The sequence below is a fragment of the Pedobacter sp. NO84 genome, assembly GCF_059703915.1.
On sequence record NZ_AP046575.1, the window covers coordinates 1655419 to 1680521 of the forward strand.

Sequence of the window (25103 nt, forward strand, 5' to 3'; positions counted from 1 at the left end):
ATTTATTAACAATAGCTTTTGCAAGCTAGTCATTATCAACTGCATTCTCGTTTATCAGGGTAAGATTAAGGATTTCAGCAATCGAGAACTCGGCACCACAAACAAACTCATCTGCTGCGCCATAATAGATGGTAAGTTTATCTCCGTCTACGACATGTCCGTTGGTAAACACTACATGACCGAAAAATCCGCTTAACTCATAGGCCTCAGTTGGTACCATAATCGGCTCGATCGTCCGTCCAATTACCTTAGAAGGATTTTTAAGGTCCATTAAAAACGCTCCCAAGCAATATTTGTGAACAGCATCGGCACCATGATAAATTTCTAGCCAACCTTTATCTGTACGTATGGGCGCTGCCCCTGCTCCTACTCTTGCACTATCCCACATTCCTGCCCTGGTTTTAATCAGACATTTATGGTTTCCCCATCTCACACCATCTACCGAATCGCAGAGCCATATAAAATTACCTCCGATCTCCTTTGAACTTGGGCGGTGCAAAGCATAAAATTTCCCATCAATCTTTTCAGAGAAGATTGCACAATCTTTGTTGTGGGGAGGAAGCATCAGTACTGGTTCAGAAAAATTTTTCCAGTTGGTGGTACTGCGTAGGCCAACACCAACTCCCGAATCAGAAACTGCGGTATACGTTAAATAATAGGTATTATCTATTTCTGTAACCCTGCAATCTTCTATTCCAAAACGTTCTAATTCGCCTTTGCCGAATATTCCCCGAAACTCTTCTTCCTCCTTAAAGGAAATTCCATCATTACTAGATAACAGTCGGAGGTGCGAAACCGTGGTTAGATAGTCAAGCCCCTTATAATTCATTACCCTAGCATCTGTTGCCACAAGATCTGGATCATTTAGCGGAACCTCAATAATTTCAAGCTTTCCCAGTTCGTTCATCACCGGAAAGAAGATAAACCCTTCTTTTTGAGCAATGCTTTCGGCCACGCGTACCAATAGCCAAACCTTTCCCTCATAAAGGAATACTCCAGGGTTTAGCAGACAGATAACCTGGAGCCCTTCGTCGCTTGGCCTGATGTCCTTTGGCAATAAGATCGGATTGGTTGGAAAACGACGAGCAATGTCTTTCATATATTGCAAAACAGCAAGCATAACGAATGGTTCTAAAAAAATAAAAAACACAAAACAATTCCATATAGACCGTGTTCATGGAGCATCTTACCAATAATTTTTTAACATGAATGGAATCTCACCATGGCAGGCTGCTGCTGCTGCTGCACTTGCCGATGATGCAATGCCAACTGTAATAAAAAAGACAATTGGCAATTATACTTTTACTGTCCTATCTTCGAGTGATGCGTTATATATAGATTGCCATTGGAAAAAAGGCAGGCTGGCATTTAGGCCGATCTATTCTCCCGACCACGCCCTTGTAATCAAAAGAAAAACCGAGACTGAAAACGGAATTAATTTTACATTAGAATCATCGATGGGCACATTTAAGGTGAACATCGAATGGACACAAGGTGATTATCCCGTCTTAAAATATAAGACCAGACTTACTCCTAATAAAAATCTACATATTCCCTTTTGGCCGCGTGATATCATTTTTCCGGATAAACAACATCCTGAAAATATCGCCGGAACAATTCATGTTAAACAGGTAGGTACCAGATCTGGCTTGTTGCATTTGAGCCTAGACAATCCAAATGCAGGGAGCGTCCTTTATTTCCAGAACCTGACCTCTTTGGCTGATTATAATCATGATACCAAGACTTCTGCCGGAGAGCTTGTTGGCGGGGTATGGCCAGAAATAGGATTCATGCTACCCCCAACAAAAGATGATCCATTAAAAGCACATACAGAATATACCATTAACGATGCGATCGTCGCTTTTGATGAACGTACTGCTAAAAAGGAAAATGACCTCACGGCTCAGTACTTGAACCTTTTAGCCTTCGTTTACGTTGAAATTGCAAAACCAACAACCACTTATATACATTGGCCAGATATTTTGCAAAAGGGACTTCATGATCTTACCGAAGCCCCAGGCTGTTGGTGCCAGGTTGATGGCAAGCATTACTTTAATGCTTATATATCTGATTATGATACCCCACCAGAGATAATGGTGCAACTAGCAGTATTACTACCGCTTCTCGACTACACGGAATGGAGCGGAAAGGATTTACCGATGATCGAAAAGATTAAAAAGGGACTACCAGAATTCTACGATAAGAAATTAAAGACTATAGTGAGATGGCTACCCGCTGCAGAAGACAAACTTAAAGGAGAAGAGGAACAAAAAAAACCAATGGTGATGGATTCCTGGTATTTACACCATCCACTGCTTAACCTTTCGCGGCTTGCGCTTAAAGGCGATAAAACAGCCTCAAAACTTTTTCTGGATTCTCTGCCTTATGCCACCAAGGTTGCTAAGCGTTTCAATTATGAGTGGCCAGTGTTTTATAAGATGGATACCTTAGAAGTGATCAAGGCAGAGACCAAAGAAGGTGAAGGCGGACAACATGATGTAGCGGGCTTGTATGCACACGTGATGCTCCAGGCATTTGAATTAACTGGCGAAAAGAAATACCTAAATGAAGCAGAAAGAGCGGCAAAAACTTTAGTAGGAAAGGGTTTCAAATTGTTCTATCAAGCCAACAATACCACTTTCTCTGCGGGTGCGCTACTCAGACTATATAAGCTGACCAAGAATGAAACTTACCTCAATTTGAGTTATCTGTGTTTGGCAAATGTTTTCCAGAACGTGCAACTTTGGGACTGTAATTACGGTTATGGGAAAAACTTCCCCACTTTTTTCGCCTTATTTCCTTTGTCTGACGCCCCCTATACCGCCGTTTATGAAGAGCAGGAAGTTTTTTGTGCGCTGCACGATTATTTAGAACACGCAAAAGGGGTTGCTATTTTGCCATCGATCAACTTATTGGCCAGCGAATACATTCGATATTTAGTTGATCGTGCCCCGTTCTATTATCCGCCAATGTTACCAAACGATATGCTTTCTGATGAAGTAAAGGTTGGTGAAGTGGACAAAAAACTTTGGGTAGCGCTTGAAGATCTGCATGATGGTTGGGAAAAAAGCGGAGAGGTTGGTCAAGAAGTTTATGGCGCAGGAAATGCTTTTGGCATCTTACCTCGCCATTACCATCCTATCGATGAAAAGTTTATGCTCTATTGCGACTACCCACTTACTTCTGTAAGAAAGCAAGGTAACACTACCCTGATCATAAACATCGCGGGCGACAGCAGAATAGCGTGCCGTTTTAGGATTATCCCTAAAGAAACCAGCATCGGCAAATTCGGCCTTTCTTTAGATAATGAAAAACTGGAAGCTGTAAAAACAAAGCAAGGGCATTTGGAATGCATAATTAAGGGAGAACAACAGATTAAGTTGAAATGGTAGGGACTGACCCTACGATGATCATCGAAATTGGAAGGATCGATGATAGGATGCAACAAATGACGATTCATCCCAAATTTTGTTCAAATAGAATAACATAAGAAAAACTATTTCGGGCAAATCTTGTTCTAGCCTCACAACAAGTAACGAAAATTTCATCAACCTAAAAACAAATTATGGCACATCTAGAAGTAGAACCAAAACCCTCACGTCCATGGTGGATCTGGGTATTATTACTTATCATCCTTGTAGCATTAGCCGCAATTCTCTTAAAAAAATGCGGTAGCGAAACCACTGGAACAAACCCAGACTCAGCGGCAGTTGATTCTAGCAAAGTTATTGCGGCAACCGTTCCTGATTGGAACAGTGTTGATTTTAACTCGGCGGCAACCACAGATGCAGACATTACAGATAGCGATATCTCAACCCGTGGAAACGGATCTTATACCATTTATACCCTCGGCGAAAATATTCTTTTCCCGACTGATGGAAATGATGTTTCGGCAACCGGACAAGCAAAACTAAAAATGATAAGTGATGTGTTGAACAAACGATTTGAAGGTGCAACCATTGGGGTATTTGGAAGTACAGATTCTACCGGACCAGCAAACGAAAACAAAGAACTAGGTAAGGAACGTGCCGAGTCGGTTAAAAATTGGTTAACCTCAAATGGAAGAGTTCCAAGCGAAACCATATCGGTGCGATCTCTTGGAGAAACCGAGCCTGTAGCAACTAATCAGACCAAAGATGGACGTCAACAGAACAGAAATGTATCTATTGTAGTCTTTCCGAAAAAATAAAACTAGAATAGTACATCAACCTAAAATCAAAAGAAAATGGAACAACATACTTATAGAAGCTTGCAAAGCCTCAAAGACAGCGACTTTCAGATCGTAGAGGGAGAACCTAACATCATTAATTGGAAAGTAAAAAGCGAGAGCGATACTTATCTTGGAGAAGTAAAAGATCTATTGTTTGATCCAGAAACACGAGCGGTTAGATACCTGATCGTTGATCTAAACGATAATGGAATGAACCTCGACGATAAAAAAGTGATGATCCCTATCGGCATTGCCCATTTACATACCAGTGATGATGAGGTGATCTTACCAAACGTTCACATCGATCAGTTTAATGCCCTACCAGCTTACAACAACGAAGAGATCGGACCAGATACCGAGGTTTACATTCGTTCGGTAATTGGAAGCCCTGCTGCTCTACGCATTGAAGAAACAATCAGTGAATTTGATCAAAATGAATTTTATACCCACCATCATTTTGACAAGGATAGATTTTATCAACGTGGAAGATCTAGCGAAAACCTTGCAAGCCAGGAAATTTCTGGAACGGCTTCGCTATCTAACCGAATGGAAGAGGAAACTACTATTAATGATTTGATTGATAAGTCTAACCAACATCATCACCATGCAGCGGATGTTGAAACCGGAGCTGCGACCCATCATAATGAAGCTAAGAAAATTGATGATTGGAACAGTAACCAGTTCGGCGCGGATAATATCAATAACGATGACCGCCCCAACAGTTACGACGCAAACGATTTGAATAAGAGACCGCCTTTTCAATCCTAACACAAACTAACCATAGGGATGCTCGCACAGCATCCCTTTTTTGTATAAACAAATTTGGAATATGAAAAACAAAAAAACTCGAAACTAAACCTCTAGTTTTTTAGTTAAGGGAATAACAAACCATAATACCATGAAAAAATGTGTTTTTGTACTAGAAGATGATGATTCTCTAAGGGAACTCTTTACCATATTACTCGAAGAAGAAAGATATGATGTTAAGGCTTACGCCACCGCTACCTCGTTTAAGCAGAGCCTGATTGCAGAAAAACCCGATATCATCATCATGGACGTGAGGTTACCCGATGGGGATGGGATAGAAATCTGCACCGAGGTTAAATCCAAAACCGAAACCAAGAATATTCCTATTATCATGATGTCGGCGCACCGTGATTTTTCGTCGGACAAAGGAGAATGTCCGGCCGAGGAGTTTATCGCAAAACCCTTTGATATCCATTATTTAATAGAAAAAGTACAGCAGTATGCCTAGGCCGATCGTTAAAAATCTACTCCTCAATCAATTTGCTGAAGGTGTTTTTTCTATTGAGAAGCTTGAAAAGCATTTTTTAAAGCTTTACCAAAAAATGGAAAAAGCAGCATATGCCGGTGAACTTGCCAAATGCCTCTCACCAGTGTCTACGGACAATATTCAGCACCTTGCAAGAATAAAACTATTAAGAATTGCTATTGATCAAAAGCCTGTTTCGTCTAACGTAGCACAACCATTACCCAACATCAAATTAAAAAAGGCAAGTGCAGAGCAAGACCTAGAAATCATCGCTACTGCCTTAAAATTCCAAAATGAGAAACTGGCACATTATGAATTTCTTCATCCTATGGCTAGTGCGCTAGAACTAGAAACTGAAGGAGAACTGATTGAGCAGACTATCACAGATAATCGCAATACCAACACCTGGTTACGCCAGATCCTACAAAATATCATTGCGCCTAAGCTAAAATAATTCGACCCCGCTGGGGTCGAACAAAGCCATATGCAAAGCTAATCTATATAATCCCTCCGGGATTGTATGCATAACCATATATTTCGGCATTCAAAAGGAAGACTAATATCCCCGGGATCGCCACAGACGTTTTCCATATCCGACAGTTATTTGCAAAACCTTCTGACCTCGGAAACGTCAGATATATCCAGCAACCCGTCCATAAACCAACGACCCCAGCGGGGTCGAATAGAGGGATATGAAAAAAGCTAGTCTATATGATCCCTGCGGGATTGATATTCGTAAACTTATATATTCGGCATTCAAAGGAAGACTAATATCCCCGGGATCGCCACAGACTTTTTCCATATCCGACAGTTATTTGCAGAACCTTCTGACCTCGGAGAGGTCAGATATATCTAGCAACCCGTCCATAAACCAACGACCCCAGAGGGGTCGAACAGAGGGATATGAAAAAATCTAGTCTATATGATCCCTCCGGGATTGATGTTTATAGACTTATATATTTCGGCATTCAAAAGGAAGACTAATATCCCCGGGATCGCCACAGACTTTTTCCATATCCGACAGTCACTTGCAGAACCTTCTGACCTCGGAGAGGTCAGATATATCCAGCAACCCGTCCATAAATCCACGACCCTAGCGGGGTCGATTAGAGGGATATGCCAAAATCTAGTCTATATAACCCCTGCGGGATTGATGTTTATAGACTTATATATTTCGGCATTCAAAAGGAAGACTAATATCCCCGGGATCGCCACAGACTTTTTCCATATCCGACAGTCATTTGCAAAACCTTCTGACCTCGGAGAGGTCAGATATATCCAGCAACCCGTCCATAAATCCACGACCCTAGCGGGGCCGAACAGAGTGATATGCCAAAATCTAGTCTATATGATCCCTGCGGGATTGATATTCGTAAACTTATATATTCGGCATTGAAAAGGAAAACTGAATATCCTACGGGATCGCTTCAGACTTTTTCCATATCCGACAGTCATTTGCAGAACCTTCTGACCTCGGAGAGGTCAGATATATCTAGCAACCCGTCCATAAACCAACGACCCCAGAGGGGTCGAATAGAGGGATATGCCAAAATCTAGTCTATATAACCCCTGCGGGATTGATGTTTATAAACTTATATATTTCGGCATTCAAAAGGAAGACTAATATCCCCGGGATCGCCACAGACTTTTTCCATATCCGACAGTTATTTGCAGAACCTTCTGACCTCGGAGAGGTCATATATATCTAGCAACCCGTCCATAAAACAATGACCCCAGCGGGGTCGAATAGAGGGATATGCAAAAATCTATATTATAAAATCAAATATTAGGCAAAGATGCGCAGATTCGAAATCTGTGCGTCTGTAGTTACTTTTCATTGCTCGACTAGGAAAAAAAATGATTGGATGAGTTAACAGACCTTACAAAAAAAGACCCATTTAGGGTCTTTCTTAACGTAATAAATATTAATTATTAGTAGTTATATTTCTGTTGCAAAACCTCAATTTCTTTTAGGGCTTCTGCAATGCCGTTGCGCTGTGAGGTTAATAAATTAAGATGGTCTTCATGCAATTGGTGATCTTTGATGGCCATATCAAATTTTTCTAATGCCGCATTTTCGCCGGTTATAACTGCACCTAATACTGCAGTCTCGCTTTTATCGGTCAATGCTTCTTTGATATCGATCCAAGTACGGTGAATAGCTCCTAAGATACCGCCTTCATCATTATCAGAATGGCCGCCATGTTTTAGGATGTGTGCCTTCAACTCGTTTTCATAAAGAGCACGTTGTGCTACATACTTTAAAAACACTGCTTTCAGTTCAACGTTATCTGTTGATTCTGATGCCGATTGATACCCTTCTTTTCCATCATTGATGATGGTTACAAGACCCTTAAGGTCTGATATGATTTCTTGATTATTTTCCATGTTATAGATTTTAATAGATAAACCAATTTATAGCCAAAAAGTTTTAAGAAGTGATATTCATTACCTTTGAGATTTCTCTTCCCAAGAGCTGAACCATCTCGACATCTAAAAGCAAGCCTCTACAGTCAACCGAGTCATCGCAGGGATAATCGGGGTAACTTCCTCCGATTAATTCTTTTGCCGGTATAGCGCCCCAGGCATTACCTTGCTCATCAAGAAAGACCTCGCCTACAAGAGCTCCTTCGTAAAGCACCATGTAACTTAACTTATCCTTTGGGTGAATATTAAGGCCAAGCTGCGTACCGTCTTTTTTGATTACAATATTAAATGGATCCATATAGTTGAGTTTGTTTTAGAAATAACCACTGGCAATGAATTTTGTTTTTGTCCAATAAGATTAAAACCTTGCTTAAATGAAACAAAAATCGCCTATGGCTGTTAACGAAAAAAACAAATAAAATGGTCAATAAACCACAAATGGAACTATTTCGTAGTGCATTCTTGAACTATTTCGAAGAAGATATTCTATTACCAGAATTCGACAAGAGAAACAATCTTGTTGTTTTTGCCAATCCTTATCATAATTTCGATGAGCTGATAGTTCATATTTGCGATAACATTCAAGAAACCATCTACTTCGATATGCATTTAAATGTGCGGCTCTATCCCTTCGGCTCTAACGACTCCATTACCATCCGCATTAATTAGCCTTGGGGAATTATTGTAAATCAGCATCCTAAGAACCGTTCAAGGTAGCTAACGCGATTTTTAAGTCCATCAGCAAGGAGCGAAAACCTTCTTTTCTCTTTTCTTTTCGATAGCAATTTTTCTACCTTTTGAAGCAGCTCATCAAGATCGAAGGGTTTTGAAATAAATTCATCACAGCCATAATCGCTTACCGACCAAAGTAGCTGGGGATAGGCAGAATAAAGGATTACCGGAATTTCGCGGAAGCGTTGATCTTCCTTTACCTGGTTACAGAGTTCGCCCCCATTAACAATTGGTAATAGGTATTCTGTGAGCACCAGATCGGGGCGATAGCTTTCTATTATCGGAATTATGTTTTCACATTCCCTCACCATCATGCAGCTATAACCAGAGGATCTAAAAAGCTCAGCGAGAATTTCTGCCAAGGCAGGATCGGCTTCTACCACAAGTATTTTTGGTATCAGTCCGCCTTGGTTTTCTAAATTAACGCTTGGGTTAAAATTTTGAATGGACATAGTTCTTGTTAAAAAATGTATATCTATAAAAAATCTCAAAAATGCGATCTCAAGCCTTGTGCCAATGATAAAATGCCATTATTAATCCGGCTAAAGCTGAAAAAATTTCACTTCACGACTGAAAATTTGACAGTAGAATGCAACGGTATGTTATAGGAAAATCCCAAAACATAAATTAATAGCAATTGTTATAAAACCAGAACTTAACCATAAAAATATGCCTTGGCCTAAAGGAGAATATCCCCCATCTTACAAGAATCTGCCTAAGCCTTTAAGGGAAAAAGCAGTGGAGATTGCAAATGCGATACTCGAGGAAAGTGGCGACGAAGGAATCGCTATAGCTACTGGGCTTAAACGTGCCCGCGAAAGTATGAAAGGTAAGAGCAAACCTAAACAAACCGAAAAATAATATGGAAACCAACTATCCCATCACCATTAGTTTAGACAAAAAGGTTTATGAGTTTGAAATAGGCGATTATCTTGATCACGATGGAGAGACCTGCAAATTTAAAGTGTTTCAAGAGGGAAAGTTTGTGGCCAGTTTCAGGCCAGATGCGCGACAAATCCTCCATCTCTGCCAGAACCCCGGTAAACTAAAAGAGAATCTGCTTCATTTATTGGCAGACAAGATTGAAGCCCGTCACCCCCATGGATTTTAAAAACACATCTTCCTAGATTATACCAGATAAAGCATTAAGATTTTTGTGTCCACTCTTCATGAAATTGTATTTGATCTCTGATAGCGTGTAAAAGTGGTGTGTCGATCTCGCAGCCTACGCTTTCGCAATGAGCATGATTACTTTCGTCGAGCATAATACTTCCTACACTCCCTTCATCATCTAAAATTTCATAGCGACCATTACCCAAGGGTCTGATAGTAAAAACTTTTCCTTGATCACCATCAGCAACTTCTACCCTAAACTGTATAAATTCGGTCCTACTTCCGCTCTCATGATCTTCTCCTGCCGGAGTGTGCGGTTGAAAAGAAGTTTCATCACTATTTACATTTTGCCCTTCCACGCTGTTTTCTTCGTTGCTTTCCATAGCCTATTAAATTAATATAGCTTTACAACAAACCACTAAAAAGATTGTTCTGACCTTAGCGTTAAAATATAGAATGGCCAGACAATAAGGTTGAAAGGTTAAAGGTTGGACAGTTGTCCCGATAGCTCTCGGGAGCTGGAATGTTGAAAATTAAAGATTAACCACCTACAGATATAGCCAACACAACTGACGAAATTGTTCTGCTCACTTTTAATCCACAGGTTCCATTTTGAGATAAAAAGCAACATTTAATTCGTCTTTCGCCTGAATAAGTCTGCCAATTTTTCTAGGGGCTATTAAATTAAAGTCAGAAAAATTGATGAGCTGATTGCCCACTAACACCATCGAGTTACGATCCATAGTTACCTGATAAGAAATTTCAAATCTTTTTGCTAGTCCAGCGATTACGATCTCTACAAGGCCTTTGATATAATTGTTCTTTTGATTTAGGATCGGGGTTTCCTTTAACGATAAAAACTTAATTCGAAATGTCGGAAACTTGTCTTCCCGAAGGGTTTTTCTCAATTCTTTGGTCATCATCGTATTACTACAATCAAAATTTTTAACTTCAATATTGAGTGCCCCAGAAAGTATAATTTTACTTGCTTTATCTTGAGTAATAAAAACCGTATCTGTTTTGGAATAATCTGTTATGGCACATGAAAATCTATTGATATTAGTACGGCCATTCACAACTAGCCTACTATTTTGGTTAATTACCCATTTAGACGAACGAGAGGGCAAACTGACCTGAACTGAAGTAAAACTGGTGAGGAGGAATGCAAGTAATAAGCTGAGGATGGTTTTCATGGTTTAGGGGCGTTTGGCGGAAGCGGGAAGCGATAAGCGTAAGGCGGTAAGCGGGAAGCGCTAAGCGCTAAGCGTAAGGCAGTAAGCGTAAGGCGGTTAGAGTAAGGAGGTTGAACAAAAAAGGCAAAAGCTTACGCCTTTGCCTAGTTCATAATTGGGATTTTAAAATCCTACAACGGCTTGGATTACGTAGCCTTTAAATTTTCCGGCATTGCGATAATCTGTCACTGGAAAATCTTTGTACTTTTGGTTAACATATTCTCCTTTTAATAAAATATTTTTGGTCATGAACCATCCGGCAGCGAATGCCATCCTATCAATTTTTACATCTTTTGAATAGACTATTGCTAGGGTAGTTCCAACAGCTGCCACATCGGCCATTGCCGCAGTAACTACGTTATATTTTGCGCCGATAAAGAAGTTTTCTGTTGCTCCGAATCTGTACACACCATCAATAGCAATCTGCTCTGCTCCTCTCACGCTCAATTCTGTTTTAGATCTACCTTTTGCATTTTCGTAGGTAGCAAACACTTCCAATCCTTTTAGTTTTACGAAAGCATTTAACTGGAGTGCATTTACTTTTTTGGTGAAGCCAGGATTAAATCGTCCAGAAAAAGCGTTTGTTGTACTTACTGCACCAACTTTCTCTAACACCATAAAATAGTTTGATCCGGTACGGTCGCCACCATATAGCGTTTGGCCACCAGAGCTATTGTTGCTATAAAATGATGCTGCTAAACGAACTCTTAAATCAGCGTTTAATTGCTTATCAAATCCTCCTTTTACATAAATAGCTGGAGATTTATGAATATTTGCATCTTGTGCGGTAGCAACCAAACTATCGATATTACCTTTGATCATTCCGTTAGAAACGCCGATCAAACCGAATAGAGAATTCTTTCTCACTAGGATCTCTCCACCTATTTCTGTGGTAAAGCCATCCATGATGTAGTTTTCGATGAAGGGATTATAAATTGTTTGTCCTCCATCCGATCTACGGAAATGCTGATCTCCATAATTGATTTCCATGTGGCCAATTTTAATGGTTGTTACCGACATGATTTCGTCCCAAATGGCACCTTTAAACGGTAATTTATCAAATTGGATGTAACCACCTTTAACCCATGTTTCGTTATGGTGACGTGAAGAAAGATAACTTGTTAAGTTTAATCTAATTCCATCGGCCAATTGCACATCCATAAACAGATTGGCATTGGCGGTATTAAATCCTGGAGACATTTTATATAGGCCACCTGAAGCATTTTCATGTTTTAAACCTTGAAAAGACTGGGTAAAACCGGCACCAAACTGCACCTTCAATTTATCAAAAATGGTAAGGGTATCTTTTGGGGCTTCGAAAACATTGATCCCTGATTTATCATATGGACGGAGATTGGAAACCTGAGCCTGGACACTAAAGGAGTACAGGGTAATTAGTACAACAGCGATCGTTGCAACTTGTAGTGTAGTAAATTTATTTTTCATGATTTCTAATTTTAATCTTTGTGTTATTTGGCGTTAAGAGATTTGGTATATGATAAATCAAACTGAATGGTTAAATCGTTGCCCACTTTCATTGCACCTAGCAAAAAGCTTGGAGGTTCGATCCCATAATCTGTTAATTTTAGTTTTTCTGTTCCGGTGCAGCTAATCGAACGATCAGTGTTAACAACGGCCATAACTTTCATTGAAATGGTTTGTGTTTTTCCGGCAATCGTTAGATTTCCAGTAGTTTGAATGGAATATTTATTTCCCTGTACCGACGTTACCGTAGCAGAGCTGAGTTGATAGCTGATTTTGGGAAACTGATCTGCTTTTATACTCTTGTAGGTCCTGGTATCCATGGATGCCTTTTCGCTTTTCAAACTTTTTGCGGCTACGGTGAACTTGAGCGAAGTAAGATCAATAAGTTCCTCGCGAGTGTTGAACTTGAAGGTCCCAGCGCTTTCAATATCTTTCGCTGTCATGGTCCAATCGTGCACATTTGATGAACCTAACACTTTAATGTTATTATCTTTCGATTGGGAGAGCCTATATGTGGTTTGCGCTAGTGTTACAAGAGGCGAGAGCATAACTAATAGGATAGCGATTTTAATAATTCTGTTGTATTTGTTTACTGTTTTCATGGCTGGATTTGTTGAATTAAATTGTTAGTCAAACCTACCCTGTTCTACTCCAAGTTTAATGATAGGCAATAGGTAGAAAACTGATACTCATCACTTTTTAAAATTATACTGAAGAATATCCCTAAAAATGTTAGTCTGAGCGTAGTCGAAGACATAGTTAAGCCTTTCGACAGGCTTTGGAGGTCAAACTAAATACCTTAATTGTCAGTCTGAGCGTAGTCGAAGACATCGTTAAGCCCTTCGACTACGCTCAGGCTGACAACCTATTAATTAACACCCAGAACCATAACCAAAAATGTTAATCTGAGCTTGTCGAAGACCAACCTAATCTAGCCGTTCGACAGGCTCAGCTTGCCTGCCGATAGGTAGGGGTGACAAACTAAAAGGCCATCTTAAAAGAAAATAATGTTGCTTAAACCTAAATTGGATCAACTGCACAGCTTCCCGCACAACAGCAGGCCTTACCTACACATTTACCTGCACTCCAATTAGTTAGATTTTTGATGAGTTGACGAATGTTTTCCATTTCGGTTCCTGTTGAAAACGGTACATTAGAGATTTTCATATTAGCATTTTGTGCAGCAACAATGTCGATGTGCCCAGTAGCAAAAGAAGCAGTGGCCAAGTATTTGATTCCAAGCCGTTTTAATCCGTCAATAAGGGAAGCATCCAGCACTTCTTCATTAAAGATGAGCAGTGCTTCCTTTCCCGCGGCAAAAGCAAGAGTATCTATATTAAGAGGGTTACCGATTACGGTAATTTCGTGTTTTTTGTGATTGGCTACAATAAGTAGTTCTTTTTGCTGAGGCGAAATGTGGTAAGCAATAGCTTTCATACGGTATATCTTTATACACAAAGCTATCGTAACCTCCCTAATGCAAAGGTGTTAGGTGTTATGTTAGAATATGATATTGGTCACAAAATGAACTATGATTGAAAACCCGAAATGTCAGTCTGAGCCTAGTCGAAGACCAACCTAACCTTAGCCCTTCGACTACGCTCAGGGTGACAAACTAGATTAAACTAAAACCGAAAACCCTAAAATGTCAGTTTGAGCGTAGTCGAAGACCAACCTAACCTTAGCCCTTCGACTACGCTCAGGGTGACAAACTAGATTAAACTAAAAAAGAAAACCCTAAAATGTCGGTCTGAGCGCCCGCCTGCTTTTCGAGCAGGTAGCAGAAGACATCGTTACGCCCTTCGACTACGCTCAGGGTGACAATATTAGGCACTATGAATTGGATTATTGTTTGATATCCCTCAATTTCTTAATAGAAATAATCTGTATGGCATTGCCATTTTTCTCTATCAGTTTTTCATCTTTAAAATCGGCGAGCATCCGGCTTACTGTTTCGCTTGCGGTACCCACCAATGCGGCAAGGTCGTCACGGGATATTTTGATGGTACAACTATCAGAAATTCCATCTCCAAATTTAGCTGCAACTTTAATCATTGCTTCCGCCACGCGTTTACGTACCGAATAATAGGCCAATTTTAGCATCTGCGACTCCTTATCCCTAATACTTGCCGATAACAGATTTAAAAACGCGTTTGCAATTTCCTGATGTTTCAAAAGGTAATCCATAAAATCTGATTTGGCAATCAATATCAGTTCGCTATCGGTTAATGTTGCTGCATTGTCTGCATAATTGGATCCGCTACATAGACTTTCATAGCCAAAAAAATCACCATCACTATACAACATGGAAGAGAGCTCCCGTCCATCTGCAGCACGCTGATAGGTTTTAACCTGCCCTTTCTTGATAAAGTACAGATTGCTTGGTTCATCATTTTCTACATAAATGATCTGTTTACTCGGAAAACTCCTCGATTTACCCTTTTTCTTCAGCTCTGCCAAAACCGTTTCTTTATTTGCTTTTGAATTACCAGAACTAGCAGATTTTGCTTTTTTCTTTAATCTACTATCGATAGCACTAAAAAGTTCTACATCATCAAAGGGCTTGGTCAAATAATCATCGGCACCCATTTCCATTCCTTTGCGCATATCAGACCTTTCTGCCTTGGCGGTCATAAATATAAAGGGAATAGTTGCCGTATCCAGATTTTTCTGTAAGAGGTAAAGCACCCCATAACCATCCAGTTCTGGCATCATGATATCACATAATATCAGATCGGGAAGATTAGCGATGGCAAGATCCACACCTTCTTTACCGTTTTTTGCTGCAAACGTCTGGTATCCCGCCAAATCCAGTATTTCTACAATGTTTTCCCTAATATCATCACTGTCTTCAATAACCAAGATCTTTTTCATGATAAATCAGTTTGTATTAAATCTAAAATCAATTTAAATGTGGTGCCTTTGTGCTGTTCGCTTTCGCAGGTAACCGTTCCGTTCATTAGTTCGGCATATCGTTTTACGATATTTAGCCCAAGTCCAGTTCCAGGGATATCACCAGTGTTGTGTGCCCTAAAAAAGGGTTCGAAGAGGTTGTTGATTTCTGTTGCCGGAATCCCAATCCCGTTATCGATTACTTCTACCAAAAGTTGGGTTTCGGTAATTGTGGTATTAAACTGGATCATGGTATTTTCTCCCGAATACTTGATCGCGTTAGAGATAAGATTTATGATACAATTCTTAAGAAGGTTTTGATCCATGCAAACCATTGCCACATTTCCACCATGTTCGAAAACGATCAACTGGTTCTGCTTGCTCATTAGTTGCATTTCTTCGGCAATCTCCTCTGCAAACGGAATAATATCAAACCAGGTACAGGTGGCTTCTACCTTACCTGCCTCCAACTTTTCGAGTGATAAAAAATCATTAAGAATAGTGGTAAGGTTGTTAATTGCGTTCTTGATTTTCCCTGTATGTTTAGCAATGCTAACCGGATCTTCCTTGGTAGCATATTTATCAATGAGCGAGGCCGAAAGCTGTATAGCGCTTAATGGGGTTCTAAACTCGTGTGAGGCCATGGAAACAAATTTGGTTTTGAGCAGGTTAAGTTCTTTCTCCTTCTCGAAGAGCATGCTCATATTTTCTTTGGCAGTTTCTACTTCGTTAATGGTTTTGAGCAGCTCTTTGGTACGCTCCTTAATTTTGATTTCCAACTCTTCGGTATAGCTTTTTATTTTTCTTTCATCCTCTTTGAGCTGACTAAGATCATGGATAAACCCTGTATAAATGCGCCTATCGCTAAATTTAATCTCGCTTACACCTAATCTAAAAGGAAAGGTGCTGCCATCTTTACGTTGGCCAGTAACTTCTCTCCCAATGCCGATTACTTTTTTTTGCCCAGTATGTTCATAGTTGGAAAGGTAGCTATCATGGCGATGTCTATCCGGTTCGGGCATTAAAACCGACACATTTTTACCCAATAAATCTTCCCTCCTATCAAATCCAAAGAGTTGTAACGCTGCTGGGTTGATATTTTCTATAAGGCCCCGATCATCAATGGTAATGATACCATCAATAGCATTTTCTATAATAGCTATCAGTAATTTTTCTCTCTCCATTATTATGATTACACCGATTAATAGTGATTACATCGATTAGTGTAAGGTAGGCAAGTTTAAATAAGTTTCGGGAATTTATCTACCTATTTGCAAAGTATCACGGTAGAAAGTGACGAGCGTCACTTTTTGGAACACGATGCTACCGAACTTAGTGATTAAAGTTTTGATCATGAAAAAGATACTTATTCCCGTTGATTTCTCTGTTTGCGCAGATAACGCAATACATTATGCCATTCAGTTGGCCCGAATTACCCAAGCGGATCTACACCTTTGCCATGCCATGGTTAGGCCTCCACTCAGTGCCACAGCCGGATTATCAGCATGGCCACAAAGTGATGAGGCAAAATTTTCTGCTGACACTGAAAAGTACATGAAGAATTATGCAGAAAAGATCATTCGGGAAGAAAACTTAACGGGCAATGACACGCCTAACGTTACCTTTAGTATTGTTAATGGGACAGTAAAGGAAATGGTCAACAAATTGATCCATAACCGTAAAATAGATCTTATTGTAATGGGACTTTCTGGAGCGGGAGAGATTAAACGGTTTATAATGGGCAGTAACAGCCGTGAACAGATAGAACATGCTGTAATACCCATTTTATTGGTTCCAAGAAAGGCGCGCTTCAGTGCAATTAAAAAAATTGCTTTTGCAACAGATCTTAATTGGGCCGATGTACAATCAATCAACACTACTGCTCGGCTATTCTGTATGTTTGAGCCGGAGCTGTTGTTAGCCCATATTGATGGTCTGCCTTCAGAGTCTCATGTCCCAACTAGTTTGACCAGCCGATTTTTAAAAACTGTGGAAGGGCAACTTAATTACTCGAAGATTTATTACCGATATGTTCAGCAAAAAAACATCAATGATGGATTAATCTGGTTTGCAGAAAAAGCGCAGATAGATGTGCTGGCTATGGTACACAGACACAAGGGGATATTTGCAGAACTGGTTCATGGAAGTCATACTCAACATGTTGCCAAAAAAATTGCGCTTCCGTTATTGGTGCTTCCCGAAGGCATTTACAAGGATGATCATAGCGCATGAAAATACGGCAAAAGTTTAATTTCTACATGCAAAACAATACCAGTGTTGTTGTGTTTATACATCAATCTCATCTAAATTAATTATATTTATGCCGAAACGAATACTAATTATCGAGGATGACCTTGATATTTTAGAAATTTTAGATATTATCTTTCAAGACGAAGGGTATGAGATTATTGCTAGAAGAGAAGGGTTATCTGCTGATGAGATAGGGTTATTGCATCCAGATCTTATACTATTGGATGTAAGGATTACAGGGTTTGAAAAGACAGGCGGTCAAATTTGTTCTGAACTCAAACAATTGGTCCAAACTAGTGAGCTAGCTGTTCTTCTACTTTCAGCAGAATTGAGTCTTGCACAGATAGCTAAGAATTGTGGGGCTGATGGCTATTTATCCAAGCCTTTTGAGATTAGTGCCCTGAAGGATAAAGTGAGAGATATGATGGAATAAACATACAAAATGAGCGAAAACAACGACGTAAGCAGCAATAATGACCCCATCAGTTCCGACAAGGAAATGTTAAGGACCTTTTTCATTTCACACTTAGACAAGATCTATTGCGCTAAACTGCATTTAATTTCCCGCCTGCCGGTGTTATTAAAAGAAGCTCATTATTCTGACCTTAAATCAGCAATCCAAGAAAGCGTTATTCATGTTGAGAAAGAAGTTTCCAGAATGGAGATTATCTATACGATGATGGACGCGAGTTATTCAGATTGCAATTCAAAAGGACTTAGCGGCTTAATTGAGGATGCGTTTGAAGCAATACAACATCAAAGTCATGATAAAGAACTCCGCGATCTTTCCATTTTGTTCTATCTTCAAAATATTGAGAGCGTTGAAATGGCTTCATTTCAAATCTTACAAATGACCGCTGTTAAGTTAAAAAGCAAGCAAATTTCTAACCTCCTCAAAGAAAACTATGAGGAGGCCAAGGCAGATCGCACTCTTTTCTTATTGATTGCCAGCAAGTACATTACTGCGTCGCCTAAGTAGCGGATGGCATAGGGCGTGGAGCATGGGGCTTGGGGAAAGACGACAAAATAAGTTAGGTCATTACTTGATAAACACAGCAACTAAACTTTTACACCAAAATAATCTCCTTAAACCGTTTATGATAGGCCATTTCGAGTGTTTCTCTATGGTTGGGATGGGCAATATCGATAAGTGCCTTCGCCCTTTGTTTTAAACTTTTACCAAATAGATTTACCATCCCATATTCGGTAACTACCCAATGTACGTGTCCTCTAGTGGTTACTACACCAGCGCCCTCTTTTAAAAAGGGTACAATCCTACTAATTCCCTTATTGGTTTGTGATGGTATGGCAATAATTGGCTTCCCGCCTTCGGATAACGATGCCCCATGAATAAAATCCATCTGCCCGCCAATGCCCGAATATTGGAATGTTCCGATCGAGTCTGAACATACCTGTCCGGTAAGATCTATTTCAATGGCGCTGTTAATTGCGGTTACCTTAGGATTTTGTCTAATAATACTGGTATCGTTCACATAACTGATATCCATAACCCGAATTGCGGGATTATCATTTACAAAATCATAAAGCTTACGGGTTCCTGTAATAAATGAGGTAACCGACCTGCCGATATTTAGTTTCTTTTTACTGTTATTGATTACTCCACTTTCAATTAGAGGAATAACACCGTCTGAAAACATTTCCGTATGGATGCCTAAGTCTTTGTGGTTTCTTAAATTTTTGAGTACTTGATCTGGAATACCGCCGATACCCATTTGTAATGTTGCCCCATCCTCTACGAGAGAAGCTACGTTGAAACCAATTTTTTCAATGACATCATTTAATTGGTTATTATAATCCACTTCCGGAAGATCGGTGTTGTACCACACCATTGAGTTAATCTTGCTGATATGTACAAACCCGTCACCGTGTGTACGTGGCATTAGTGGATTAACTTGGGCAATAACATGTTTAGCCATTTCTACGGCAGATTTTGCAATATCAACCGAGGTGCCCAACGAACAATAGCCATGTGTATCAGGGGGCGATACCTGGATCAATGCCACATCTATTGGTAACATATTTCTGCGGAAAAGTTGCGGGATCTGACTCAAGAAAATGGGCACATAGTCACCATTTTCGCTATTTACTATATTCCTCGTGGCTGCCGAAACAAAAAGTGAATTGAAAAAAAAGGTATTTTTAAACTCCTCATTGTCAAAATCAATATCCCCCAAGGTAGTAATGCTCACCAGTTCAATATTTTTGAGCTGATGGGATTTTCTTTGCAGTGCTTTTATCAAGCAGACAGGAGTTGCCGCTCCACCGTGAATGAAAACGCGGTCGCCAGATTTTACTTGCTCAAGTGCATGATCTTCTGAGGTATAGATAGGACTGATCATACCGTCTGTCCTTCGACTAAAGTAAACAGCTCGCTTTTTAATACCCGATCTAAATACAGTAATTCTTGAATTTTTTCGGTAATATCAGCATGTTCTTCAATCGTTTCTATGCCGATAATGTGGGCTGGGTCTTTTAAAATACTCCCCAACAGTTGTTGATGCTGAACCACTAGACTTTTTAAACGTATCGTTCTTTTTTCTAACGATAATAAGCTCTCGCTAATGAGATCCACTTCCTTTGCGCTATGGCTCTGTCCAATAAAAAATAAGCGTTTAACAAAAAGTTTTTGAAAGAAGCGACTTTCGTCTTCCAAAAACATCACTTGCGACATCCAATCTTTATTTTGTAAATATAACTCCTGTAGTTCTGTTGATAATAAGGATTCTGATATGGTTTCCATGGCTGGTCAATTTATCTTAGTGAAACAACTAGTACAAAATTGAGCAAAATATGGCTACAGAATTGTGATAGCGGTCACTAATTAAAATGATACTTTTTCAGTTTACGGTTTACAGCGGGGAGTTTGTTGTTGGGAGCAATTCCCAAGGGATGCCCTCGCCACATTAGAAGTTTTGCTAAATACTTATATGTTCTTATATTTCTTATATGTTTATAACTTTGGATTATCAGTTGCAGTTGGCAAAACTTATTTATACACCTTTTCTGGAGGTGATGGCCATTCGTCCGTCCTAAAAGGGATCAAGGGCATACCTTCGACACTATAAACCTTACCCGCTACCCAATCTTTGAACGCATATCGCACTGCAACAGGATTATTAACCTTGTTAGCGAATACATCAATTCCATCTTTTGTAATTTTTGCCTTAGCAGGATAGAAAACCTGATCGTTACCGGCAATTTCAAAATTGGTCAACGCTTCTTCATTGGCATATAGCCCTCGAGACGCATTATTAAAAAGCAATTTCGCTGTATCCTTGTCAAATTTTATGTTTTTATACGTAGGGCTTTGATAGTATAGTCCTTTTACCTGATAGGTATTGGCCAGCGCCAAATAAAATAATCTTTTGGCTACCGTTGTCTTATCTGGAGGATGAATGGTGGTTTCGCTTCCAAGATCTATCGTAGTAACCATACCAGAATTGGGGATAATTTTAGTAGCCTTAGCTTGGGCTTCTTGTAAATAGGGCACCAATAAAGCATTTGAAGGATATTTCCAGGGTGCAATCTGCACAAAATAGAACGGGAAGTCGCCCATATTCCAAGTCTTTCTCCAATCCGAAACCATGCTAAGCATCAGATCGCTATAGGTACTTGGTTTGGTTCTGTTTGCTTCACCCTGGTACCATAATACGCCTTTAATTTTATAATTAACTAGTGGGTGGATCATTGCGTTATACAGCGTAGTTGGTTGCGAAGGAACCAATTTTTTAACCGTATCTGCAGGAATTTTATAATCGTTAAACCCTTGCATCGCACTTTTGCTCATCCATCCGATAATGTTGGTACCTCCCCATGTTGATTGAATTACGCCAACTGGAACGTTCAATTTTTTTTGCAACATCTTAGCAAATTGATAGCCAACTGCACTAAAATCACTAACGTTGGTGGGATCATCATGCTTCCACGATCCCTCCACATCATCCATAGGTTTAATAGCTAACTTCTTGTCAACACTAAACATTCTGATCTGAGGATTTCCTGCATCCGATAAAATCTCTGCCGCATTAAACACGGGCTGATTTAGATAGCCTTTGATGGGGATATCCATATTAGACTGACCAGAACATAGCCACACCTCACCAATTAGGATATCGGTTAATATTAATTTAGTACCGTCATTAAATGTAATTTGATAAGGCCCGCCTGCTGATGGCGTATTAACGTTAATCAAGAACCTTCCCTCTGCATTGGATTTTACGGTATATACCTTTTTATCCCACGAAGTGAGAATAGAAGTCTGGGTGTTTTTTAATCCTTGCCCCCAGAGCGAGACCAGCGATTTTTGTTGCATTACCATACCTGAGCCCAGGATATGGGGAAGCACAATCTTAGCGTTAGCTTGAACGAAACAAGCTATAAAAAGAAGAAGAAGCAGGCGTTTTTTCATTATCTAATATTTTTTTTTAATTGAACTGAAGCGGTAGTTAATTAGCTAATTACTTAAGACTTACATCACTCTCTTTAGACAGGAAAGAGTTATTATCGGTAAGCCCTGCTTTTGCTTCCATCATGGCCTGATCAGAAACGGTTTCTAAGGGTACAATACTCGAGTTGGATTGTTCATTGTAAGGAGGGTTAGATTGCCTATTATAGGCGGAAATCAACGACCATCTTGATTTTTCTGAAAGATTAGCCTCCGATCGGTGAAGGATGTTGGAATGGAATAAAAGCACATCTCCTGGGTCAAGTTCTACATAAACTAGTTCCATTGTTTTTAGTGCTAGATCTACATATACCTGGGCAGCCCCATTTTGTTCTCCTGTAATTCCATGTTCTACCCTTCCCATCTTATGTGATCCTTTTATTACCTGAAGACATCCATTTTCTTTGGTAGCTTTGGTAATGGCCGTCATTACGGATAACATCTGATCTGGGAAAAGAAATTGATTTTTATACCAATAGCCATAATCCTGATGCCACTCCCAAGCTCCACCAACCTTTGGCTCCTTTTGCATCAATTTCGAATGGTAATGGCAAACTGGAGATGTACCTTCCATTAGTTGATTAGCAGAATTTACCATCCGCTCGCTTTTCGTTAATAGCCCGTACACATCATCACCAGGCGTAAACCAGAGTGCCAACTTTGTTTTTTTTCCAGATTGATCATTCAGATCGTAAGAATTTTTACTCATCACCGAATCTTCTAGCGCTACTTCAAGTAGTTTTGCAACTTCATTTTGGTTTAGAAAATTACGGACAATTAAAAATCCGTTTGTATTAAACTCCTCTACTTGGGAGATGCTTAGTGTAGCCGTCATTTTTTATTTATGTATAAGTATTCACTATTTAAATTAAGCAGGACGACCATTAAGGACGTCCTGCAATTTTGTTTTTAGAAAAAGAATTTTCTGATCGCATATGGCAGATTTAAAGGCTTGCCATTGAGAACTCCCGTACTTAAATACGTTGAAACACCATTATTAAGAACCTGTATTTTACCATCGGCTGGGTGATAAACAGCAATATCGGTTTTCCCGTCGCCGTTGTAGTCTCCGGGCACGGGAATATCGCCAGTTACGCCAATGATAAACGGAGCTGCTATTCCAGAAACATACCATTCGTGAGTACCTGGCTTATATACAGCTCTAGAATTTCTTCCTTTTCCCAAGTAATCTCCCGGTACTGGGATATCACCATTGGCACCGTAAGCGCTGGTAACTACGCCGGGTATGGTCCAAAGGGCGGTTGTTGGATTGAAGGTTGCGTAATCTACCTTTCCATCTCCATCATAATCCATTGGCACCGGAATGTCGCCCGTTACTCCAATTGCAGTAGATGCAACGAAGCCACTTGGTTTATAGTAATAGAAAATTCTAGTACCCGGTCTGTAAAAGGCATAATCTGTTGTACCATTACCATCAAAATCACCTGGGGTTGGAATATCCCCTGCAACTGTTCCTAAAGTTACACTTCCAGAAACTCCTTGTACTTTCCACAAGCCACTAACAGGGGTATATGTGGCAATATCTGTTTTACCATTACCATCATAGTCTCCTGGCACGGCAATATCGGTGCCTGTACCAAAAGTGGTACCGGTAATGCCATAAATTGTCCAGGTTCCGTTGTCATAGAATACTGGTTCTGAATTTCCATTATTATCATAATCGTTGGTACGGCTGGTAGTGAAGTTATGGAACCAAGGACGTGTAAAGGTGGTATAGCCAGTATAAGGGCTTGGATAGGGCGGATTTGTAGTAGGACTGAAAGTTTTAAATTCAATGCGGTCATTAATTGCAGAGAACTTCATTGTCCTAAGTAGTCCGGGCAAATACTTATATCCTCCATCAGTGCAGCTTCCAGAATAATCTGTTGTAAAAGATTTAACTGTTTTTCCGTTATAGGTATCCTGTCTCCAACCATCGCCACCAACGTGACCGCCTAGCATCATGAAAAAGTTAGTATCAGTTTTAAACTTGTCATAAATTTTTTGCGATTGGCTAAAATGATGATTCTCCCAATATCCTTGTTGTCCCCAATCTTTCTTTCCATCATCATCAGCATCAGAATTTGTAACTACATAGTGTGTTACGATAATTTTTTTCATGGTATTATAGGGTGCTGCACTTCCCTTAGCATATGCCCAGTTTATGGCATCATCAGCATCGGCTTGCCAGTGTTGCCATCTTAGGTATATAATAGCCACATCGCCGATTGATGGCCCCATATTTACTACATCGATGTGATTTTGGTTGGACGAAGGGTTAGGAAAACCTTCTTTATTATAGGTCGTATGCTTATCATTTACATACACCGAGCGACTAAAATAGGTGTAAAAATAGGGGTGTGTAGGAAAGTCTGTTTGTGTGTGGCCCGGAGTGCCATAGGTATCGCCGGCAGCATAGTCTACATCATGGTTTCCTGGTACCACGCCAAAAGGTATGTTGGCTGCGAACAAAGGGTCGTAATCAGTTCTAGCGCGTACCCATTGGTCATCAGATTCTGAAGTTCGGCTTCCATAATTGTCAGTAATATCGCCTACGGACACTACATATTTAATTTTCTGGGAAGTTTTGTTTGATACAATCCAACTGATCATAGACTGCATCGAACTTCTAGTTTGACAATCCTGATCATCTGGATCATTTTCATAATCCTCATAATTTTGGGTATCTCCGAGTACGGGGATCATAAATTCATCACCTGCATCCCCTGCATCAGCAATGTCGTTACTAAAACCCATAGTTTGCGCTGTTGCAACGTCTTTCTTAGAGCCATTGCCTCCAGACATTTGCATCTGTTCTATTTTTTGACAGGACAATACAACTACGATAAGTGTAGTTAATGTAAGTGCTCCCGCAATTTTCGGGAAACTGGTAATCTTCCGGAAAGCATCTTTTCCAATAAGCCGCATTGACCCACTGAAAAGTTTGGTGTTTAATTTTTTTTGTTTCATGTTACATTTATTAGTTTAGTTTACTTGATTCATTACTAAATAATATGTAGCAAA

The 25103-nt window shown here is 39.9% G+C and carries 27 protein-coding genes; 11 read left to right on the top strand and 16 right to left on the bottom strand.

What is annotated here, in order from left to right; genetic code table 11:
- Nucleotides 1–25: 25 nt before the first annotated feature.
- The gene (locus AC6H0V_RS07130) at nucleotides 26–1120 is read right to left on the bottom strand and encodes a glycoside hydrolase family 130 protein (protein ID WP_497563030.1); all 1095 of its coding nucleotides are present in this window, start codon (nucleotides 1118–1120) and stop codon (nucleotides 26–28) included.
- Between the two features lie 85 nt (nucleotides 1121–1205).
- Here AC6H0V_RS07130 and AC6H0V_RS07135 point away from each other — a divergent pair, with 85 nt between their 5' ends.
- The 5 genes from AC6H0V_RS07135 (at nucleotide 1206) to AC6H0V_RS07155 (ending at nucleotide 5937) form a co-directional block, all read left to right on the top strand.
- Entirely contained in the window at nucleotides 1206–3392 is a 2187-nt protein-coding gene (locus AC6H0V_RS07135; RefSeq protein ID WP_497563031.1) for a hypothetical protein, read from the top strand.
- Nucleotides 3393–3565: 173 nt separating this feature from the next.
- Entirely contained in the window at nucleotides 3566–4189 is a 624-nt protein-coding gene (locus AC6H0V_RS07140; RefSeq protein WP_497563032.1) for an OmpA family protein, read from the top strand.
- Nucleotides 4190–4225: 36 nt separating this feature from the next.
- On the top strand, nucleotides 4226–4978 hold the full coding sequence (locus tag AC6H0V_RS07145; protein ID WP_497563033.1) for a PRC-barrel domain-containing protein: 753 nt from the start codon (nucleotides 4226–4228) through the stop codon (nucleotides 4976–4978).
- A gap of 130 nt (nucleotides 4979–5108) precedes the next feature.
- On the top strand, nucleotides 5109–5465 hold the full coding sequence (locus AC6H0V_RS07150; protein ID WP_497563034.1) for a response regulator transcription factor: 357 nt from the start codon (nucleotides 5109–5111) through the stop codon (nucleotides 5463–5465).
- Nucleotides 5458–5937 carry a DUF892 family protein gene (locus AC6H0V_RS07155; protein WP_497563035.1) on the top strand — a complete coding sequence of 160 codons (480 nt, stop codon included), beginning with the start codon at nucleotides 5458–5460 and terminating at the stop codon, nucleotides 5935–5937. Before AC6H0V_RS07150 ends, AC6H0V_RS07155 begins: the two co-directional genes overlap by 8 nt.
- A gap of 1478 nt (nucleotides 5938–7415) precedes the next feature.
- Here AC6H0V_RS07155 and AC6H0V_RS07160 read toward each other — a convergent pair.
- Both AC6H0V_RS07160 and AC6H0V_RS07165 read right to left on the bottom strand, forming a co-directional pair.
- Complete coding sequence (locus AC6H0V_RS07160) at nucleotides 7416–7871, bottom strand: ferritin-like domain-containing protein (protein ID WP_497563036.1); 456 nt, start codon at nucleotides 7869–7871, stop codon at nucleotides 7416–7418.
- 43 nt (nucleotides 7872–7914) lie between these two features.
- Nucleotides 7915–8208 (bottom strand): hypothetical protein, encoded by a 294-nt coding sequence (locus AC6H0V_RS07165; RefSeq protein ID WP_497563037.1) that lies wholly within the window; start codon nucleotides 8206–8208, stop codon nucleotides 7915–7917.
- A 140-nt stretch (nucleotides 8209–8348) separates the two neighbouring features.
- Here AC6H0V_RS07165 and AC6H0V_RS07170 point away from each other — a divergent pair, with 140 nt between their 5' ends.
- A complete protein-coding gene (locus tag AC6H0V_RS07170; protein ID WP_497563038.1) occupies nucleotides 8349–8579 on the top strand; it encodes a hypothetical protein in 231 nt (76 codons plus the stop codon).
- 20 nt (nucleotides 8580–8599) lie between these two features.
- Here AC6H0V_RS07170 and AC6H0V_RS07175 read toward each other — a convergent pair whose 3' ends face one another.
- Entirely contained in the window at nucleotides 8600–9094 is a 495-nt protein-coding gene (locus AC6H0V_RS07175; RefSeq protein WP_497563039.1) for a response regulator, read from the bottom strand.
- A gap of 217 nt (nucleotides 9095–9311) precedes the next feature.
- On the opposite strand from AC6H0V_RS07175, the gene AC6H0V_RS07180 reads away from it, so the two are divergent.
- A complete protein-coding gene (locus AC6H0V_RS07180; protein ID WP_497563040.1) occupies nucleotides 9312–9503 on the top strand; it encodes a DUF2188 domain-containing protein in 192 nt (63 codons plus the stop codon).
- A gap of 1 nt (nucleotide 9504) precedes the next feature.
- A complete protein-coding gene (locus AC6H0V_RS07185; RefSeq protein WP_497563041.1) occupies nucleotides 9505–9753 on the top strand; it encodes a hypothetical protein in 249 nt (82 codons plus the stop codon).
- 34 nt (nucleotides 9754–9787) lie between these two features.
- Here AC6H0V_RS07185 and AC6H0V_RS07190 read toward each other — a convergent pair whose 3' ends face one another.
- The 7 genes from AC6H0V_RS07190 to AC6H0V_RS07220 form a co-directional block, all read right to left on the bottom strand.
- The gene (locus AC6H0V_RS07190; protein ID WP_497563042.1) at nucleotides 9788–10138 is read right to left on the bottom strand and encodes a hypothetical protein; all 351 of its coding nucleotides are present in this window, start codon (nucleotides 10136–10138) and stop codon (nucleotides 9788–9790) included.
- Nucleotides 10139–10348: 210 nt separating this feature from the next.
- Nucleotides 10349–10948, bottom strand: coding sequence for a YceI family protein (locus tag AC6H0V_RS07195; protein WP_497563043.1), 600 nt, complete (start codon nucleotides 10946–10948; stop codon nucleotides 10349–10351).
- A gap of 162 nt (nucleotides 10949–11110) precedes the next feature.
- Nucleotides 11111–12433 (bottom strand): hypothetical protein, encoded by a 1323-nt coding sequence (locus tag AC6H0V_RS07200; protein WP_497563044.1) that lies wholly within the window; start codon nucleotides 12431–12433, stop codon nucleotides 11111–11113.
- Between the two features lie 23 nt (nucleotides 12434–12456).
- A complete protein-coding gene (locus AC6H0V_RS07205) occupies nucleotides 12457–13074 on the bottom strand; it encodes a YceI family protein (RefSeq protein ID WP_497563045.1) in 618 nt (205 codons plus the stop codon).
- 418 nt (nucleotides 13075–13492) lie between these two features.
- A complete protein-coding gene (locus AC6H0V_RS07210) occupies nucleotides 13493–13909 on the bottom strand; it encodes a lactate dehydrogenase (RefSeq protein WP_497563046.1) in 417 nt (138 codons plus the stop codon).
- Nucleotides 13910–14317: 408 nt separating this feature from the next.
- A complete protein-coding gene (locus AC6H0V_RS07215; protein WP_497563047.1) occupies nucleotides 14318–15346 on the bottom strand; it encodes a response regulator in 1029 nt (342 codons plus the stop codon).
- Nucleotides 15343–16548, bottom strand: a complete 1206-nt coding sequence (locus tag AC6H0V_RS07220; RefSeq protein ID WP_497563048.1) for a PAS domain-containing sensor histidine kinase — start codon at nucleotides 16546–16548, stop codon at nucleotides 15343–15345. The genes AC6H0V_RS07215 and AC6H0V_RS07220 overlap by 4 nt, the downstream gene beginning before the upstream one ends.
- 169 nt (nucleotides 16549–16717) lie before the next feature.
- Here AC6H0V_RS07220 and AC6H0V_RS07225 point away from each other — a divergent pair, with 169 nt between their 5' ends.
- From AC6H0V_RS07225 to AC6H0V_RS07235, 3 genes are all read left to right on the top strand, one after another.
- Complete coding sequence (locus AC6H0V_RS07225) at nucleotides 16718–17596, top strand: universal stress protein (protein ID WP_497563049.1); 879 nt, start codon at nucleotides 16718–16720, stop codon at nucleotides 17594–17596.
- A gap of 88 nt (nucleotides 17597–17684) precedes the next feature.
- Nucleotides 17685–18047 (top strand): response regulator, encoded by a 363-nt coding sequence (locus AC6H0V_RS07230; protein ID WP_497563050.1) that lies wholly within the window; start codon nucleotides 17685–17687, stop codon nucleotides 18045–18047.
- A 9-nt stretch (nucleotides 18048–18056) separates the two neighbouring features.
- Complete coding sequence (locus AC6H0V_RS07235) at nucleotides 18057–18593, top strand: DUF892 family protein (protein WP_497563051.1); 537 nt, start codon at nucleotides 18057–18059, stop codon at nucleotides 18591–18593.
- An 88-nt stretch (nucleotides 18594–18681) separates the two neighbouring features.
- Here AC6H0V_RS07235 and AC6H0V_RS07240 read toward each other — a convergent pair whose 3' ends face one another.
- From AC6H0V_RS07240 to AC6H0V_RS07260, 5 genes are all read right to left on the bottom strand, one after another.
- Nucleotides 18682–19974 carry an acetyl-CoA hydrolase/transferase family protein gene (locus AC6H0V_RS07240; RefSeq protein ID WP_497563052.1) on the bottom strand — a complete coding sequence of 431 codons (1293 nt, stop codon included), beginning with the start codon at nucleotides 19972–19974 and terminating at the stop codon, nucleotides 18682–18684.
- Entirely contained in the window at nucleotides 19971–20375 is a 405-nt protein-coding gene (locus AC6H0V_RS07245) for a hypothetical protein (protein ID WP_497563053.1), read from the bottom strand. Before AC6H0V_RS07245 ends, AC6H0V_RS07240 begins: the two co-directional genes overlap by 4 nt.
- 246 nt (nucleotides 20376–20621) lie before the next feature.
- On the bottom strand, nucleotides 20622–22043 hold the full coding sequence (locus AC6H0V_RS07250; RefSeq protein ID WP_497563054.1) for a sialate O-acetylesterase: 1422 nt from the start codon (nucleotides 22041–22043) through the stop codon (nucleotides 20622–20624).
- A gap of 49 nt (nucleotides 22044–22092) precedes the next feature.
- Complete coding sequence (locus tag AC6H0V_RS07255; RefSeq protein ID WP_497563055.1) at nucleotides 22093–22914, bottom strand: phytanoyl-CoA dioxygenase family protein; 822 nt, start codon at nucleotides 22912–22914, stop codon at nucleotides 22093–22095.
- 74 nt (nucleotides 22915–22988) lie between these two features.
- Nucleotides 22989–25049 (bottom strand): hypothetical protein, encoded by a 2061-nt coding sequence (locus tag AC6H0V_RS07260; protein ID WP_497563056.1) that lies wholly within the window; start codon nucleotides 25047–25049, stop codon nucleotides 22989–22991.
- Nucleotides 25050–25103: the final 54 nt, after the last annotated feature.

Bases quoted from the DNA above. Each gene is read 5' to 3' on its own strand.
- AC6H0V_RS07130 (WP_497563030.1), bottom strand. From the start codon at position 1,120: ATGCTTGCTGTTTTGCAATATATGAAAGACATTGCTCGTCGTTTTCCA.
- AC6H0V_RS07135 (WP_497563031.1), top strand. From the start codon at position 1,206: ATGAATGGAATCTCACCATGGCAGGCTGCTGCTGCTGCTGCACTTGCC.
- AC6H0V_RS07140 (WP_497563032.1), top strand. From the start codon at position 3,566: ATGGCACATCTAGAAGTAGAACCAAAACCCTCACGTCCATGGTGGATC.
- AC6H0V_RS07145 (WP_497563033.1), top strand. From the start codon at position 4,226: ATGGAACAACATACTTATAGAAGCTTGCAAAGCCTCAAAGACAGCGAC.
- AC6H0V_RS07150 (WP_497563034.1), top strand. From the start codon at position 5,109: ATGAAAAAATGTGTTTTTGTACTAGAAGATGATGATTCTCTAAGGGAA.
- AC6H0V_RS07155 (WP_497563035.1), top strand. From the start codon at position 5,458: ATGCCTAGGCCGATCGTTAAAAATCTACTCCTCAATCAATTTGCTGAA.
- AC6H0V_RS07160 (WP_497563036.1), bottom strand. From the start codon at position 7,871: ATGGAAAATAATCAAGAAATCATATCAGACCTTAAGGGTCTTGTAACC.
- AC6H0V_RS07165 (WP_497563037.1), bottom strand. From the start codon at position 8,208: ATGGATCCATTTAATATTGTAATCAAAAAAGACGGTACGCAGCTTGGC.
- AC6H0V_RS07170 (WP_497563038.1), top strand. From the start codon at position 8,349: ATGGAACTATTTCGTAGTGCATTCTTGAACTATTTCGAAGAAGATATT.
- AC6H0V_RS07175 (WP_497563039.1), bottom strand. From the start codon at position 9,094: ATGTCCATTCAAAATTTTAACCCAAGCGTTAATTTAGAAAACCAAGGC.
- AC6H0V_RS07180 (WP_497563040.1), top strand. From the start codon at position 9,312: ATGCCTTGGCCTAAAGGAGAATATCCCCCATCTTACAAGAATCTGCCT.
- AC6H0V_RS07185 (WP_497563041.1), top strand. From the start codon at position 9,505: ATGGAAACCAACTATCCCATCACCATTAGTTTAGACAAAAAGGTTTAT.
- AC6H0V_RS07190 (WP_497563042.1), bottom strand. From the start codon at position 10,138: ATGGAAAGCAACGAAGAAAACAGCGTGGAAGGGCAAAATGTAAATAGT.
- AC6H0V_RS07195 (WP_497563043.1), bottom strand. From the start codon at position 10,948: ATGAAAACCATCCTCAGCTTATTACTTGCATTCCTCCTCACCAGTTTT.
- AC6H0V_RS07200 (WP_497563044.1), bottom strand. From the start codon at position 12,433: ATGAAAAATAAATTTACTACACTACAAGTTGCAACGATCGCTGTTGTA.
- AC6H0V_RS07205 (WP_497563045.1), bottom strand. From the start codon at position 13,074: ATGAAAACAGTAAACAAATACAACAGAATTATTAAAATCGCTATCCTA.
- AC6H0V_RS07210 (WP_497563046.1), bottom strand. From the start codon at position 13,909: ATGAAAGCTATTGCTTACCACATTTCGCCTCAGCAAAAAGAACTACTT.
- AC6H0V_RS07215 (WP_497563047.1), bottom strand. From the start codon at position 15,346: ATGAAAAAGATCTTGGTTATTGAAGACAGTGATGATATTAGGGAAAAC.
- AC6H0V_RS07220 (WP_497563048.1), bottom strand. From the start codon at position 16,548: ATGGAGAGAGAAAAATTACTGATAGCTATTATAGAAAATGCTATTGAT.
- AC6H0V_RS07225 (WP_497563049.1), top strand. From the start codon at position 16,718: ATGAAAAAGATACTTATTCCCGTTGATTTCTCTGTTTGCGCAGATAAC.
- AC6H0V_RS07230 (WP_497563050.1), top strand. From the start codon at position 17,685: ATGCCGAAACGAATACTAATTATCGAGGATGACCTTGATATTTTAGAA.
- AC6H0V_RS07235 (WP_497563051.1), top strand. From the start codon at position 18,057: ATGAGCGAAAACAACGACGTAAGCAGCAATAATGACCCCATCAGTTCC.
- AC6H0V_RS07240 (WP_497563052.1), bottom strand. From the start codon at position 19,974: ATGATCAGTCCTATCTATACCTCAGAAGATCATGCACTTGAGCAAGTA.
- AC6H0V_RS07245 (WP_497563053.1), bottom strand. From the start codon at position 20,375: ATGGAAACCATATCAGAATCCTTATTATCAACAGAACTACAGGAGTTA.
- AC6H0V_RS07250 (WP_497563054.1), bottom strand. From the start codon at position 22,043: ATGAAAAAACGCCTGCTTCTTCTTCTTTTTATAGCTTGTTTCGTTCAA.
- AC6H0V_RS07255 (WP_497563055.1), bottom strand. From the start codon at position 22,914: ATGACGGCTACACTAAGCATCTCCCAAGTAGAGGAGTTTAATACAAAC.
- AC6H0V_RS07260 (WP_497563056.1), bottom strand. From the start codon at position 25,049: ATGAAACAAAAAAAATTAAACACCAAACTTTTCAGTGGGTCAATGCGG.